This window comes from Variovorax sp. LG9.2 (assembly GCF_035018885.1).
GTDB lineage: Bacteria > Pseudomonadota > Gammaproteobacteria > Burkholderiales > Burkholderiaceae_C > Variovorax.
The window spans coordinates 125,988-140,482 of record NZ_JASJXB010000014.1 but is presented as its reverse complement, the minus strand read 5'-3'; the positions used below and the strand labels follow the sequence as shown (position 1 = coordinate 140,482).

At 63.7% G+C, this 14,495-nt stretch carries 13 protein-coding genes; 8 read left to right on the top strand and 5 right to left on the bottom strand.

The features are described 5' to 3' along the window. Positions 1 to 659 precede the first annotated feature (659 nt). The 6 genes from QN413_RS16000 to QN413_RS15975 all read left to right on the top strand — a co-directional run bounded on the left by QN413_RS16000 (position 660) and on the right by QN413_RS15975 (position 6,475). Positions 660 to 1,229 (top strand): hypothetical protein, encoded by a 570-nt coding sequence (locus QN413_RS16000; RefSeq protein WP_323497568.1) that lies wholly within the window; start codon positions 660 to 662, stop codon positions 1,227 to 1,229. 56 nt (positions 1,230 to 1,285) lie between these two features. Further along, positions 1,286 to 2,137 (top strand): hypothetical protein, encoded by an 852-nt coding sequence (locus QN413_RS15995; RefSeq protein WP_323497567.1) that lies wholly within the window; start codon positions 1,286 to 1,288, stop codon positions 2,135 to 2,137. A 350-nt stretch (positions 2,138 to 2,487) separates the two neighbouring features. Further along, a complete protein-coding gene (locus QN413_RS15990; RefSeq protein ID WP_323497566.1) occupies positions 2,488 to 3,489 on the top strand; it encodes a sugar ABC transporter substrate-binding protein in 1,002 nt (333 codons plus the stop codon). After that, on the top strand, positions 3,490 to 4,440 hold the full coding sequence (locus QN413_RS15985; RefSeq protein ID WP_187051617.1) for an ABC transporter permease: 951 nt from the start codon (positions 3,490 to 3,492) through the stop codon (positions 4,438 to 4,440). Further along, complete coding sequence (locus QN413_RS15980) at positions 4,440 to 5,237, top strand: ATP-binding cassette domain-containing protein (protein WP_323497565.1); 798 nt, start codon at positions 4,440 to 4,442, stop codon at positions 5,235 to 5,237. The genes QN413_RS15985 and QN413_RS15980 overlap by 1 nt, the downstream gene beginning before the upstream one ends. Then, positions 5,234 to 6,475: an ROK family protein gene (locus QN413_RS15975; RefSeq protein WP_323497564.1), complete on the top strand. Its 1,242-nt coding sequence runs from the start codon at positions 5,234 to 5,236 to the stop codon at positions 6,473 to 6,475. The genes QN413_RS15980 and QN413_RS15975 overlap by 4 nt, the downstream gene beginning before the upstream one ends. A 20-nt stretch (positions 6,476 to 6,495) precedes the next feature. On the opposite strand, the gene QN413_RS15970 is transcribed toward QN413_RS15975, so the two are convergent. From QN413_RS15970 to nirB, 5 genes are read right to left on the bottom strand one after another with little or no spacing between them, the layout of a single operon-like run. Beyond that, the gene (locus QN413_RS15970; protein WP_323497563.1) at positions 6,496 to 7,185 is read right to left on the bottom strand and encodes a nucleoside/nucleotide kinase family protein; all 690 of its coding nucleotides are present in this window, start codon (positions 7,183 to 7,185) and stop codon (positions 6,496 to 6,498) included. A 23-nt stretch (positions 7,186 to 7,208) separates the two neighbouring features. After that, on the bottom strand, positions 7,209 to 8,945 hold the full coding sequence (locus tag QN413_RS15965) for a protein kinase domain-containing protein (RefSeq protein WP_323497562.1): 1,737 nt from the start codon (positions 8,943 to 8,945) through the stop codon (positions 7,209 to 7,211). 8 nt (positions 8,946 to 8,953) lie between these two features. Then, the gene (locus QN413_RS15960) at positions 8,954 to 9,766 is read right to left on the bottom strand and encodes a formate/nitrite transporter family protein (protein ID WP_323497561.1); all 813 of its coding nucleotides are present in this window, start codon (positions 9,764 to 9,766) and stop codon (positions 8,954 to 8,956) included. 59 nt (positions 9,767 to 9,825) lie between these two features. Further along, positions 9,826 to 10,167 (bottom strand): nitrite reductase small subunit NirD, encoded by a 342-nt coding sequence (nirD, locus tag QN413_RS15955; protein ID WP_323497560.1) that lies wholly within the window; start codon positions 10,165 to 10,167, stop codon positions 9,826 to 9,828. A 20-nt stretch (positions 10,168 to 10,187) separates the two neighbouring features. After that, entirely contained in the window at positions 10,188 to 12,734 is a 2,547-nt protein-coding gene (gene nirB / locus QN413_RS15950; protein ID WP_323497559.1) for a nitrite reductase large subunit NirB, read from the bottom strand. 422 nt (positions 12,735 to 13,156) lie between these two features. On the opposite strand from nirB, the gene QN413_RS15945 reads away from it, so the two are divergent. Beyond that, the gene (locus tag QN413_RS15945; RefSeq protein ID WP_323497558.1) at positions 13,157 to 14,089 is read left to right on the top strand and encodes a hypothetical protein; all 933 of its coding nucleotides are present in this window, start codon (positions 13,157 to 13,159) and stop codon (positions 14,087 to 14,089) included. A 193-nt stretch (positions 14,090 to 14,282) separates the two neighbouring features. Further along, entirely contained in the window at positions 14,283 to 14,465 is a 183-nt protein-coding gene (locus QN413_RS15940; protein ID WP_323497557.1) for a DUF3606 domain-containing protein, read from the top strand. The last annotated feature ends 30 nt before the right edge of the window (positions 14,466 to 14,495 follow it).

The window sequence follows — 14,495 nt, the reverse complement described above, 5'->3', positions numbered from 1 at the left end:
CACCACGGGTTCCCAGCGAACCCAGCGACCACCACACCCACCCCAGGCCCGTGGAATCCATGCCTCCACCCAGCCAGACCCAACTAGTCCCCACGGTATCCCCCACACCCAGCACCATGGCCGACCTGTTCCCCAGTGGGAATGGGCCACAGCCAGCGGACTAGGGGAACCATGGGCTACCCACTATGTGACACAGCCGACCAGTTCCACCGTGCCACCAGCACCACCAGAGCAGCCCTGAGCAACGCTAAGTCGTTGATTCATATGGGTATGCCCTGGGTGGCCTGAGGTCACCACCGGGGGCTCTGGACCCTTGAACGGGCTGTTGAGGGCTGGCGACCCCAGCAGCGGGCCGAGAAGCCGGCCGGCGAGCACTGCGCATCGAACTTGGACCGCTGGGCTTGCCAGCGCAACCGTGCGCACTCGTGCGCCCCTCAGCCTCCTTGGGTTATGCGTTCAACGCATAACGTTGCCTCAGCGTCCCGAGGTCTCCCGAGGACCTGCACAGCCCACTCGGCACCCCGACGACCGCCGCGCGCTCCCATCGCACCCTATGAATCCCCAGCGCCACCGGCGTTGCCACACAACATCGACCCATGCCACGCCACGAACCCACACCACTACACGCTGATCGGCGATTGAACCGGCCACACCCCGACATGCTGCCCACGCACCGGCTCTGCAAGCACTGCGGACGGGTGCTGACCCTGGACGCCACGAACTTCTATGAGACGAAGCGATACCCGTGGAACTTGAGCCGCTTCACCATCGCTTGCCGCTCATGTCGAAACCGTAGCAGCACGGCAGACCTCATGGCCCGACGAGACGGCGTGAACGCGGCAGTACGCAAGCGCCGCGCTCTGGTGAAAGCGAACAAGCGAAACGCCGCCTACTTCTACTCACCGGAATGGCTTGCAATCAAGCAGCAACAGGACGCTACCGAGACCGGGCGGCGCCTACGAATGGCAGAAAGCAAACGACAGTTCAACCGGCTGCGCGGCCCCTACCGTGATCCGATCAAAGCGCTGATCGTGGAGAACCAGAAAGCAGCCCTCCGGAGACGCCTGAAGACCCAGCCCGACCCTGAGATGCCGCAGCCGTTGGACAGTGAGCAGCGGGAATACTTGGGGACCCTTGAGGCCCTTCGGGACAAGCACGCGGGCAAAGCATCGAATGCAACCAGTGCACCTGGCTGGCTGCCCTTCGGTACACGGAAAGAAGATTGCTGACGAAGACAGTGAGCGAAGACAATCAAGCCGATAACAACTTGGAGTGAGGAGATTGCATGCTTGACACGCCGCCTTTTGTTTTTGTGCTCATGCCTTTTCACAAAGATTTCGAGGACATCTATCGTCTAGGAATTAAACAGACCGCCGAACAGGTTGGGTTGAGAGCGGAACGTGTTGACGAGCAGATGTATTCGGAGCCGATGTTGGAGCGCATTTACCAGCAGATAGTTGCAGCCGACATCATCGTGGCTGACATGACGGGCCAAAATTCAAATGTTTTTTATGAAGTCGGCTATGCACATGCTCGTAACAAGCTTTGCATTCTGATGACCCAGAACGCGGCTGATATTCCGTTTGACCTGAAGCAGCACCGTCATATTGTTTACGGGAATTCAATCGTTCATCTGCGAACTTTGCTGGAGCCAAATCTAGTATGGGCCGCCGAGCAAGTTGCCACGGCCAAGACGAGTGGCTTGAGCGTTAAATGTTCGCCTGCCCCCGGGGACCTAAAACTAACTCGGTGGACGGCAGACGCAACTGTTCGACTGGTAATCGACATTCACAATACGCTAGATCAAGCCTTTGGCGAAATCGAGTCAATCAACTTGTACACGGGTAACGGCTGGGAGTTCTCCCAATCAGGCAACACCAGCCCAAAAACCGCATCAGACAATGCATTGTTTGCTGAGCGGCACTCCTTTGTTTCCCCAATGCGTCGCATCAACCCGAAGGGGTGGTGTCAACTTACGGTCGTCGGTCGCAAGACATTGGCAATAACATATGGCGTGGCAGAACTGAAAAATACATACACCGTCCAAGGGAAAATCATGATTCGCGTAGTGACTGCTGATCGAAGTTATGACTTTGCGAGCAATATCACCGTCGAGGTGAACGACCTTGCCTTCTAACGGCGCCGTTGCTTAAAAAAGTGTGGCGTGGCATGATCTGGACACTGTGTCACTTTCCGGTGAATGCAGGCCAGATTTAGCTTATAAATCAACGGGTTCTTAGGGTTCGATTCTCTTCGCCCGCTCCATCACAGGCGCATCACGCGCACCTTAAGAGCCCTCAGCAACCGCTGACATCCGCTCGATCCCCCGCCTCTCCAGTGCACCGCTTCTGCTGACAAGGACCGTTTGTCGATCGCCTCTCGATCTCCGGGTTTTCCATTAATCAATCCACTTGATTTATTAACTCCAAGTCCCGAAACTCTGGCGTGCCTCGCCAATACTTTTCGACCAAAACTGGAGACAAACCCATGATCAAGCTGACCCTCGCCGCCGCCCTGACCTCTGCCGCCCTCGCCGCCTGGGCGCCCGCCCATGCAGCCGAGCCGATCATCGGCCTGGTCACCAAGACCGAGACCAACCCCTTCTTCGTGAAGATGAAAGAAGGCGCCACTGCGGAGGCCAAGGCCAAGGGCGCCAAGTTGCTGTCGGGCGCCGGCAAGGCCGACGGCGACAACGCGGGCCAGGTGGCTGCGATGGAAAACATGATTGCCGCAGGCGCCAAGACCATCCTCATCACGCCCAACGATTCGAAGGCGATCATTCCCGCCATCAAGAAGGCGCAAGACAAGGGCGTGATGGTGATCGCGCTCGACAGCCCGACCGATCCGGCCAGCGCCACCGACGCCCTCTTCGCGACCGATAACTACCAGGCCGGTGTCCTGATCGGTCAGTACGCCAAGGCGGCCATGGCGGGCAAGCCGGTGAAGATCGCCACGCTCGATCTGCTGCCGGGCCACCCGGTCGGCGCGCAACGCCACAACGGCTTTTTGCAGGGCTTTGGCCTGAAGAGCTTCGACGCCAAGATCAACGAACTGGCCAAGCCGGCTGAAGTGGTGTGCATGGCCGACAGCTTCGGTGACCGCGCCAAGGGCCAGACGGCCATGGAAAACTGCCTGCAGAAGAACCCCGACATCAACCTGGTCTACACCATCAACGAGCCCGCCGCGGCCGGTGCGTACAACGCGCTGCAGAAGGCCGGCAAAGAAAAAGGCGTGATGATCGTCTCGGTCGACGGCGGTTGCGACGGCATCAAGGACGTCTCTGCCGGCAAGATCGCCGCGACCTCGCAGCAGTACCCGCTGAAGATGGCCGCGATGGGCGTCGCCGCCGGCATCGACTACGCCACCACCGGCAAGAAGGCCAGCGGCTATACCGATACCGGCGTGACGCTGATCTCAGCCAAGCCGGTGACCGGCGTCGACAGCAAGGACGTGAAGGTCGGCACCGATCTCTGCTGGGGCAAGAAGTAAGTGAAGGGGAAACTGCCCCCCATCGGGCAGCTCGGCCCGTTCATCGCACTGCTGATCGCGTGCATTGCTTTCGGCACCACGACCGATCGCTTCTTCAGCGGCGAGAACTTCTCGCTGATCCTGCAGCAGGTGACGGTCGTCGGCGTCATCGCCATCGGCCAGACGCTGATCATCCTTACCGCGGGCATCGACCTGTCGTGCGGAATGATCATGGCGCTGGGCAGCATCGTGATGACCAAGCTGGCGGCCGACCTGGGCTTGCCGGCACCGCTGGCGATCCTGGCGGGCATTGGCGTGACGGCCGCCTTCGGGTTGCTCAACGGCCTGCTCGTGACGCGCATCAAGCTGCCACCTTTCATCGTGACGCTGGGCACTTTCAACATCGCCTTTGCCATCACGCAGCTCTATTCCGGCGCGCAGACGGTGACCGAGGTGCCGCCGATGATGAATTGGCTCGGCAGCACTTTCGCACTGGGCGGCACCAACATCGCCTACGGCACGGTGCTGATGATCCTGCTGTACCTCGGCGTGTGGTTCTGGCTGCGCGAAACCGCCAGCGGCCGACACATCTACGCGGTGGGCAACAACCCGGAGGCGACACGGCTGGTGGGCATTCCACCGGAGCGCGTGCTGCTCGGCGTGTATGTGTTGGCCGGTGTCTTCTACGGCATCGCGTCGCTGCTGTCGGTTGCGCGCACTGGCGTCGGCGACCCAAACGCGGGGCAGACGGAAAACCTCGACGCCATCACTGCGGTGGTGCTCGGCGGCACCAGTTTGTTCGGCGGCCGGGGCATGATTCTTGGCTCGCTGGTCGGCGCGATCGTGGTCGGCGTGCTGCGCAACGGGTTGACGTTGATGGGCGTGTCTTCCGTCTATCAGGTGCTGATCACCGGCATCCTGGTGATCGTCGCGGTGACGGTGGACCAGCTATCGCGCAAAGGAGCACGTTGATGGACGCGAGCACTCTCCCGCGTGTTGTGATGCAGGCCAAGGGCCTGATAAAGCGCTATGGGCAAGTCGTTGCACTCGACGGCGCCGACTTCGAGCTGCGTGCCGGCGAGATCCTGGCTGTCATCGGCGACAACGGCGCGGGCAAGTCGTCGCTGATCAAGTGCCTCTCCGGCGCCACCGTGCCGGACGAAGGCGAGATCATCCTGGACGGCAAGGTGATCCACTTCAAGGGGCCGATCGACGCGCGCCGTGTCGGCATCGAAACGGTGTACCAAGACCTGGCCGTCGCACCCGCGATGACGATAGCCGAGAACCTGTTTCTCGGCCGAGAAATCCGCCGCCCGGGCTTTGCCGGCAACGTGCTGCGCATGCTCGACAAGAAGCGAATGCTTGAAGAAAGCGTGATGCGCATGAACGACCTGAAAGTCGGCATCCGCTCGATGACGCAGGCGGTCGAAACGTTGTCGGGTGGGCAGCGGCAATGCGTGGCGGTGGCGCGCGCCGCCGCGTTCGCGCATCACGTCGTCATCCTCGACGAGCCGACCGCGGCGCTCGGCGTCAAGGAGGGCAACATGGTGCTGGAGCTGATCCGCCGGGTGCGCGACAAGGGGCTGCCGGTGGTGCTCATCAGTCACAACATGCCGCACGTTTTCGAGATCGCCGATCGCATCCATGTGGCGCGACTGGGCAAGCGCGGCGCGGTGCTCAACCCGAAGAAGATCAGCATGAGCGACACGGTGGCAGTGATGACAGGCGCGTTGCCGCCCGAGCAGTTGCCGGCCGAATGCCTCGCGTGAACGGGGCGGGTGAGCTCGCACAAGAGGCCAGCCGGCTGCGCCCTCGCGGGTCGAGCCAGGGCGGGCTGCGGCAATACAACGAGCGCGTAGTCCTGCAGGCGATCCGCAACCACGGCGCCCTCCCCGGCGCGGCGCTGGCACGCCTCACGCAACTCACGCCGCAGACCATTTCGCTCATCACCAAGCGCTTGATCGAAGACGGACTGCTGCTGCGCGGCGCCTTGCTGCGCGGCAAGGTCGGGCAGCCGTCGGTGCCGCTGGCACTGAATCCGGACGGCGCGTTTTCCATCGGTATCAAGCTCGGGCGGCGCAGCCTCGACATGCTGCTGGTCGACTTCACCGGCGCGGTGCGTGCGCGTCGCAGCCTGGCCTACGACTATCCGACCCCGGAGGCGGTGTTCGAAGAAATCGACTTGCGGCTGGCGGAGTTTCGTGCGCTGCTCGGTGCGTCCGGGCTGGAGCGATTGCAGGGCATCGGCATCGCGGCGCCGTTGTCGCTCGGCGGCTGGCAGGCGCTGATGGGCGTCGATGCAAAGCGCGCCCTGGCCTGGAACCGTACCGACGTGCGCGCCAAGGTCGCGGAGCTTTCGGGGCTGCCGGTGACTTTCGTCAAGGACACGGCGGCAGCATGTGTCGCCGAGCTGGTGGCGGGCCGCGGCCGGAGCGTGCGCAGCTTCGTCTACGTCTTCGTGGACACCTTTATCGGCGGCGGACTGGTCATCGACAGCCATCTGCAGGGCGGGCTCAACGGCAACGCAGGGGCGGTGGGTTCACTGGCGCTGAACCGTGCGGGGCCGGGCGACACAGCCGCGCCACCGCAGTTGCTGAGTGTGGCGTCTCTCATCACGCTGGAGCGCCTGTACGAGGCCGCCCGGCTCGACCCATCCGCTGTCGCCGACGACCGCGCACTGCAAGCGCCATGGCGCGCCATCACGCAGCAGTGGCTCGACGAAGCGGCCCACGCGATCGTCTTTGCGATCCACGGCGCGGCGTGCCTGCTCGACCTGGAAGGCGTGATCGTCGATGGTTCGTTCAGCCGCGACATGCTGGCCGCCATGCTCGACGCCATCGACAAGGCGAAGCATCGCTACAACTGGGAGGGCGTCGAATGCCCCGAGGTGCTACCCGGCACCACCGGATCAGATGCGCGCGCGCTGGGCGGCGCGTTGCTGCCGCTGCACGCCAACTTTGCGCCGGATCGCGATCTGTTTCTCAAGCTCGACAAGACGTCGACCTGAGTTCGGTCGGCAAGCTGCGGTCATTCGCCCCAGCTGAATAAGACATCGGCGCGCGTCTTCGTGGCGGCGACCAGGCGCGCATTGGGTTCGTCGGTGCCGGCAACCCAGGCGAGTGCCGCTTCCTGGCTGCGGCCGAACTGCTGGTGTCGCTGCACGAGTCGATCGTTTCGCAGCCCGTCGTCGACATCGACGAACCAGACTTCGTCGAGCAGCCCCGCGATGCTGGCCCAGGCGCCTTCGTCATGCAGCAGGTAGTTGCCTTCGGTGATGACCAGTTGCGTTTTGGTATGAACCGCGATGGCCCCGGCGATCGGCTCTTCGAGGTCGCGGCGAAACTCCGGCGCATAGACGATCTCACCCCGATCTTCGCCGTTGCTTTCACTGCCGCCTTGCTGGCGCAATCGCTTCAGCAGGCTCACGTAGCCGCTGGTGTCGAAGGTGTCGGGCGCGCCTTTTCTGTTGGCGCGGCCGAGGCGCTGCAGTTCGACGTTGGCCAGGTGGAAACCATCCATCGGCACCACTTGCGACAGCGCTGCGAACTCGCGTTGCAACGCGACGGCCAGCGTGGACTTGCCGGCACCCGGTGGTCCGACGAGGCCCAGTATTTTTCGTTGCCCGTCGGCCAGCAGGTCTTGCACGCGCTCCAGGAAACGCTGTGGCACGGAAACCGAAGGAGGAGCAGATGGCATCGTGGTGGTCGCTGTCGACATCGTGAGTCCTTATCGAAAAACGCTCAGTGCCCCAAAACGCGCAGGCCCAGCAAAACGACAACGATAACAACCAGCAGCCCGGTGGTGCATTGCCAGAACCGCACCGGGTGTCTTTCGATGAGCGGCAAGGTTCGCGTCTGCAAAAACTCCTGTCCGGGCGCGCGAAGGTCGTGTGCGAATTCGGATACAGCCTCTTGCCTCTTCGCAGGGCTGGGGTGCAGTGCCTTTTGCATCACGGCATCGATCCATGCGGGCAGGTCGGGCCGAAAGTGGCGCACCGGCAGGTAGCGCAACCGAGCGACGTCGGCAGGTGAACGAACCCGCGATGCGTGCAGGCCGTACGGCAGTTGCCCCGTGAGCATCTGGTAGGCGATAACGGCCAGGGAAAATAGATCGGAGCGAACGCTGCCGCCATGCCCGACGAAATACTCGGGCGCCGTGTACTGCAAGGTTCCGACGATGGCGAGTGCATCGCGCGCGCCGGCGCTCTCGGCCAGGCCCGCCACGTGGGCCGAAGCGAGGTCGATGATCTTGACCGTGCCGGTGCGGTCGATCATCACGTTCTCCGGGCGAAGGTCCTGGTGCAGCATCTCCCGGCCATGCAGCGCCTGCAGCCCCAGCGCCAGTTGCTCGATGAGGCCACGCACGCTGTCCAGGCTCGGCTTCGGGTGGTCGACCATCCACTGCGCCAGCGTCTGGCCTTCGACGTATTCCATCGCGACATACAGATGGTCGCGCGGCCGGTCGATGGTGCTCGCCTTCAGCACATGCGGGCTGTCGACGCGCCGCGCCACCCACTCTTCGAGCACGAAGCGGTCGAGGTAGTCGGTGTCTTCGCGCATGTCGACAGAAGGCAGCTTGAGCACCACTTGCTGCCCGGTGGCGTCGTCCACGGCAAGGTGCACATGGCTGCGCGCACTCACCTGGAGTTCGCGCACGAGCGTAAAGCCTTCGAAGCGTGCCCGGGGTGCCAGCGGCGGCGATATGGCAAGGGCCTGCCGCTGCGACTGCAGCTGCGCGGCGTCGGCGGCCGGGAGTTCGTCGATGCGCAACAGCTGCACGGTGGCATCGTCGTCGCTGCCCTTGTCCCTTGCTGCAGTCGCCAGCAGCCGAGCCGCTTCGTCGAAGTCGTCGCCGCATCGGGCGAGCGCGTCGTGCACGGCTTCCGCGTCCAGATGGGCATAGGCGCCATCGGTCGCCAGCAAGTAGATCTCGCCGACCTCGGCGGCCCAGTCGCTGTAGTCGATGTCGACGTTCGAGTCGGCGCCCAGTGCCCGCCCCAGGTACGACTCGACCGACGACAGGTGGACGCGATGGTCCTCGGTGAGTTGCTCCAGCGCGTGCGGATGCAGCCGATAGATGCGTGCGTCGCCAACGTGCAGCATGTGCACGTCGCGGCCCTTGAAGATGAGCGCGCTGAAAGTGCAGACATAGCCGCTGTCCTTGTCGAAGCGGGCGTCGCTGCGCATCGTCTGCGCGTGCAGCCACGAGTTGGTGGCGCTCAGTACGCGTTGGGCCGAGCGGCGCACCGACCAGGCATCGGAGGTCGCGTAGTAGTCGTCGAGAAAGCCGCGCACCGCCGCCGCGCTCGCGACCTGGCTGACGCGGCTGGAGCCGATGCCGTCGGCCATCGCCACCGCGATGCCTTTGGACGTTCGCAGTGAGCCCTCCGGCAGCATCGCGCCATGAAAGTCCTGGTTGACTGACTTGGTACCGGCCAGCGAATGCTGACCGAGCGTGACCCGCAATGTTTTGCGCAAGCGAGGCTTCAGCGCAAGACGCGCTTGGGTGCGGTCTTGTAGTGGGTAGCGTAGAGCGTCAGGCCGACAAAGGTCAGTCCGCCGACCAGGTTGCCCAGCACCGTCGGGATCTCGTTCCAGATCAGGTAGTCCAGCAGCGTGAACTTGCCACCCAGCATCAGGCCGGTGGGGAACAGGAACATGTTCACGACCGAGTGCTCGAAGCCCATGTAGAAGAAGATCATGACCGGCATCCACATGCCGATGGCCTTGCCCGACACGGTGGTCGACATCATGGCGGCGACGACGCCGGTCGACACCATCCAGTTGCACATCACGCCGCGGATGAACAGCGTCAGCATGCCGGAGGCGCCGTGTGCGGCATACCCCAGCGTGCGGGCCTCACCGATGCCGCCGAGCTTGGCGCCGATGACGTTGGGCGCCTCGCTGAAGCCGAAGGTGAAGATGATCGCCATGAACACCGCGACCGTCAGCGCGCCGGCAAAGTTGCCGACGAACACCAGACCCCAGTTGCGCAGCACGCCGGCCCACGTGGCACCGGGGCGCTTATCGAGCACGGCCAAGGGTGCCAGCGTGAACACACCGGTCAGCAGGTCGAAGCCCATCAGGTACAGCATGATGAAGCCGACCGGAAACAGCATCGCGCCGACCAGCGCGTTGCCGGTGTTGACGGTGATGCTGACCGCGAAGGCCGCTGCCAGCGCCAGGATGGCACCGGCCATGTAGGAGCGAATCAGCGTGTCGCGCGTCGACATCAGCAGCTTGGATTCACCGGCATCGACCATCTTGGTCACGAACTCGGCGGGGGCTAGATAGGCCATGGGATTCCTTGAAGCAGAGAGAAAGAAAATAACGAGAAGAGATCGGGCGGGCGATGCGCTCAGGCCAATGCGACTTGCACGCGCCCCTGTTCGACACGCACCGCATGCGCGCGCACCGAGTACTCCGGGGATTCGATGCATTCGCCGTTGCGCAGGTCGAAGTGGTTCTTGTAGAGCGGCGACGCGACGACGATGCGATCGCCCAGGCTGCCCACCAGCCCGCGCGACAGCACGCTGGCCCGCGACTTGGGGTCGACGTTGTCGATAGCGAAGAACTGCTGCTCTGCGCCGATGTGGAAGATCGCGACATGCACGCCGTCGACCAGCGCGCACACGCCGGTGTCGGGCAGGATGTCGGTGGCCGCGCACACGGCAGTCCAGTGGAAAGTTTTAGTGGTCATGGTGAGATGTCCTCGGATGTTCAGGCGGTGGCGGTGGAGTTGGCGGCAGAGGTTTCGGCCTCCGCTTTGCGCTCTTCGGCACGGGCCGGCCGGATCTGGCCGCGCTCTTCCACGAACACGATGTGCTCGTCCTTCTTGTCGCTGTTGACGAAGGAGCGAAAGCGCTGGCGCGTGGCCGGGTCGTTGACGGCCGTCTTCCACTCGCACTGGTAGGTGTCGACCACGTGCTGCATCTCGGCTTCGAGTTGGGCGCCGAGCCCCAGCGTGTCCTGAATGAGCACGTCCTTCAGGTAGTCAAGCCCACCTTCAAGGTTGTCGCGCCAGGTGCTGGTGCGCTGCAGCCGATCGGCGGTGTGCACGTAGAACATCAAAAAGCGGTCGACTAGCCTGACCAGCTCGGCCTTGCTCAGGTCGGACGCGATCAACTCCGCATGGCGCGGCTTCATGCCGCCGTTGCCGCACACATAGAGGTTCCAGCCCTTTTCGGTGGCGATGATGCCGACGTCCTTGCTCTGTGCTTCGGCGCATTCGCGGGTGCAACCCGACACGCCGAACTTGATCTTGTGCGGCGTGCGCAGACCCTTGTAGCGGTTCTCCAGTTCGATCGCCATGCCCATGCTGTCGTCCACGCCGTAGCGGCACCAGGTCGAGCCGACGCAGCTCTTCACCGTGCGCAACGACTTGCCATAAGCATGGCCTGACTCGAAGCCGGCCGCGATCAGTTCTTCCCAGATCGGCGGCAGCTGTTCGACGCGCGCACCGAACAAATCCACGCGCTGGCCGCCCGTGATCTTGGTGTAAAGGCCGTACTTCTTTGCGACCTGGCCGACGGCGATCAGGCCGTCGGCCGTGACCTCGCCGCCGGGCATGCGCGGCACCACCGAATAGCTGCCGTCTTTCTGGATGTTGCCCAGGAAATAATCGTTGCTGTCCTGCAGGCTTGCCAAGTCTTTCTTGAGTACGAAGTCGTTCCAGCAAGATGCCAGGATGCTGGCTGCGGTCGGCTTGCAGATATCGCAACCCAGGCCCTTGCCGTGTTGGTCCAGCAGATCGGCGAAGGTCTTGATCTCGCCGACGCGCACCAGGTGATACAGCTCCTGGCGCGAATAAGCAAAGTGCTCGCACAGGTGGTTGTTGACCGCCATGCCGCGCTTTGCCATCTCCATCTTCATGACCTGCGTGACCAGCGGCACGCAGCCGCCGCAAGAAGCGCCAGCCTTGGTGCAGGCCTTCATGCCGGCGGCGGTGCAGACGCCCTCGCCCACCGCCGCGCAGATCTGACCCTTGCTGACGTCGTTGCACGAGCAGATCTGCGCGCTGTCGGGCAGCGCCTCCACGCCGAGCCCGGGCCTGGCCTTGCCGTCGCTCGACGGGAGGATCAAGAACTCCGGATCGGCCGGCAACGTGATGCCGTTGAGCGCGAGTTGCAGCAGGGTGCCGTACTCGGCGGCATCGCCGACCAGCACCGCGCCCAGCAGTTGCTTGCCGTCTTCGCTGACCACGATCTTCTTGTAGATCTGCTTGTGCTCGTTGATGTACTGGTAGGCGCGCGACTTGGGCGTCTTGCCGTGGGCGTCGCCGATGCTCGCCACGTCCACGCCCATCAGCTTGAGCTTGGTGCTCATGTCGGCGCCGGTAAAGGCGGCGTCGTCCTGCCCCGCGATGTGCTTGGCGGCCACGCGCGCCATGTCGTAGCCCGGTGCCACCAGGCCGAAGGTCTGGTCGTTCCACGCCGCGCATTCGCCGATGGCGTAGACGTTGCGGTCGCTGGTGCGGCAATGGGTGTCGACCGCGATGCCGCCCCGCGCGCCGATCGCCAGCACGCTCTGCCGCGCCAATTCGTCGCGCGGACGAATGCCTGCGGAGAACACGATCATGTCGGTCTCCAGATAGGTGCCGTCGGCGAACACCATGCGGTGCCGTGCGGTCGCGCCGTCGACGATCTCGACCGTGTTGCGGCCGGTGTGCACGTGCAGGCCGAGCGCCTCGATGCTGTTGCGCAACGCGCGGCCACCGCCCTCGTCGACCTGCACCGCCATCAGGCGCGGCGCAAATTCGACGACGTGCGTTTCCAGGCCCATGTCGCGCAGCGCCTTGGCGCATTCGAGTCCCAGCAAGCCGCCGCCCACGACCACGCCGGTCTTTGAGCGGGCGCCACATTCCTTCATCGCTTCCAGGTCTTCGATGGTGCGATAGACAAAACAGTTGGGGCGGTCGCGGCCGGGCACCGGTGGCACGAAGGGTGACGACCCCGTGGCCAGCACCAGCTTGTCGTAGTGCACCACCTCGCCGTCGGCGGTGGTGACGGTGTTGTCGCGGCGCTCGATGGCCACTGCGCGAGCCGCCAGTCGCAAGGTGAAGCCGGTGCGCTCGAAGAAGCCCGGCTCGACCAGCGACAGGTCTTCAGCCGTCTTGCCGGCAAAAAATTCAGAGAGATGAACCCGGTCGTAGGCCGGGCGCGGCTCCTCGCACAGCACCGTGACCTGTGCATCGGCGATACCGAGCGCATGGAGCTGTTCGAGAAATTTGTGGCCCACCATGCCGTGGCCAATCACTGCGATTTTCATGTCGTGTCCTGCACGCAGCCGGTCCGGTGAAAGGGAGCGGTGGCCGACGCTGTCATTACAGAGTCGACACGGCCCCCGCTCGCTGGATGCGGATGCAAATCGGGTTGGAACAGACGAACAGTCGAGCATCGATGCTCTCAGTTCGTTCGGATCCCGCCGTCATTGGCGGAGGCAATGTGTTGGCCGCGGCGACGGTGCCGTCGGAACACTGATGGACATCACGCAACATCCATGCCGGCCTTTTTGCGCGATGAGTCTTCTGAATGCCGAAGGCATGCGCTGTTCTGGCGCGTGAATCCTTGGTTTGGTGCACCGGACAACTTGGCAGGAACTCGTTTGGCGTGCGACAACATCGGCAAAATGCGCAGCTCGATAGCTCAAAAGGAATGACTGTGACTCCGACGACCCGGCCTCTTGCCCCCTTGACCACTCCGAACGCTTCGACCACTTCATCCATGTCGGCGATGACCGTGGCCGCCGCCATCCTGGCGCTCTGCGCAGGTTGCGGCACGCGCTCGCCGGCACCTGCCAACGCGCCTGCATCGACTGCGCAGGCTGCAGCTGCACCAGCGCCCGCCCGCGCGGCGCCGGTGAAGCCAGTGCGCGAAGGCATTGAATACGCAGCGCTGTCGGACCTCATCGGTGAAGGCACCGGCAAGCAGGTGAAGCAGGACCTGGTCGGCAAGTCGGTCAGCGTCGACCTTGCCAAAGCCACCGGGCACAACGTGCCTGCAGGCGCGTATGCGGTCGACAGCACCGACCAGACCTTTTTCGTGTGCCGATCGGTCGCGCCCGGCTACACGGGCGGCGCCGTCACCGCCAAGGTCCGCGACTACCGCTATCTGCCCCGAAGCAAACAGAAGATCGTCGACCTCGACCGCTGCGCGCCTGAAGTCGCTGCAGTCGCCGCGCCGATTGCGGCCGCGCCAGCGCCTGCTGCTGCGGCCGCAGCGCCTGCGCCCTACGCTGGAGGCGCCAAGCCCGGCATCGATGCCAAGGGCAACGTGACGGACTCGTCCAAGGTCGAGGCCGGCAGCGGTCGCACGGTCAAGGGCTTGAACGACTACGAAGGCGAAATCACCGGCAACCCGGCACCCGGCAGCAAGTTCACCAAGCTCCAGATCGGAATGCCCTTGCGACAGGTCACGGACCTCGCTGGCCCGCCGACCGACCAGGGCGCCTACATGACCGGCAAGGCCTGGATTCCGTTCTATTTCGGCGCCGACCGTCATCGCTTCGAAATGACCTACAAAGGTCAGGGCCGGCTGATTTTTGCCGGCGGCGGCATGGGCGATTTCTCTAGTGGCTATCTGATCTGGATCATCCACAACCCCAACGAAGCGGGCTACCGCTAGTCGGCACGCCGGCGCACCGGCCATGGCCGCAGTAGTACAAAAGGCCAAGGAAGCGCAGGACTACGCGGGTCAACGCCTGAAGCAATCTTTTGGGATGTGAGGGCGTTTTCCTGCACGGTCCGTGGCACGCGTCTGTCCTGGGGGCTGCATCGCGCGACTGAAGATTGCGTCCATGCAAACGAAGGAGCAAACCATGACTCAGTCCGATGACATCGTCGTGCCGACAAATCCCGGCCAGGCGGTCGATGTGACCCAGATCGCTGCGGTCGAGCAATGGACCCAGCGGCTCGGGGTAACCGAGGAGGCGCTGCGTCTTGCAGTGGCCGAAGTCGGCACATCCGCAGAAGAAGTGCGAACGCATCTCGGCGTGAGCTGAACGAAGCGCCGTCGCGTTGCGCGAAGCAGG

Excerpts from the sequence above, each read along its gene's own strand:
- QN413_RS15960 (WP_323497561.1), bottom strand. The coding sequence starts at position 9,766 with ATGGCCTATCTAGCCCCCGCCGAGTTCGTGACCAAGATGGTCGATGCC.
- QN413_RS15990 (WP_323497566.1), top strand. The coding sequence starts at position 2,488 with ATGATCAAGCTGACCCTCGCCGCCGCCCTGACCTCTGCCGCCCTCGCC.
- QN413_RS16000 (WP_323497568.1), top strand. The coding sequence starts at position 660 with ATGCTGCCCACGCACCGGCTCTGCAAGCACTGCGGACGGGTGCTGACC.
- QN413_RS15980 (WP_323497565.1), top strand. The coding sequence starts at position 4,440 with ATGGACGCGAGCACTCTCCCGCGTGTTGTGATGCAGGCCAAGGGCCTG.
- QN413_RS15995 (WP_323497567.1), top strand. The coding sequence starts at position 1,286 with ATGCTTGACACGCCGCCTTTTGTTTTTGTGCTCATGCCTTTTCACAAA.
- QN413_RS15940 (WP_323497557.1), top strand. The coding sequence starts at position 14,283 with ATGACTCAGTCCGATGACATCGTCGTGCCGACAAATCCCGGCCAGGCG.
- nirB (WP_323497559.1), bottom strand. The coding sequence starts at position 12,734 with ATGAAAATCGCAGTGATTGGCCACGGCATGGTGGGCCACAAATTTCTC.
- QN413_RS15970 (WP_323497563.1), bottom strand. The coding sequence starts at position 7,185 with ATGTCGACAGCGACCACCACGATGCCATCTGCTCCTCCTTCGGTTTCC.
- nirD (WP_323497560.1), bottom strand. The coding sequence starts at position 10,167 with ATGACCACTAAAACTTTCCACTGGACTGCCGTGTGCGCGGCCACCGAC.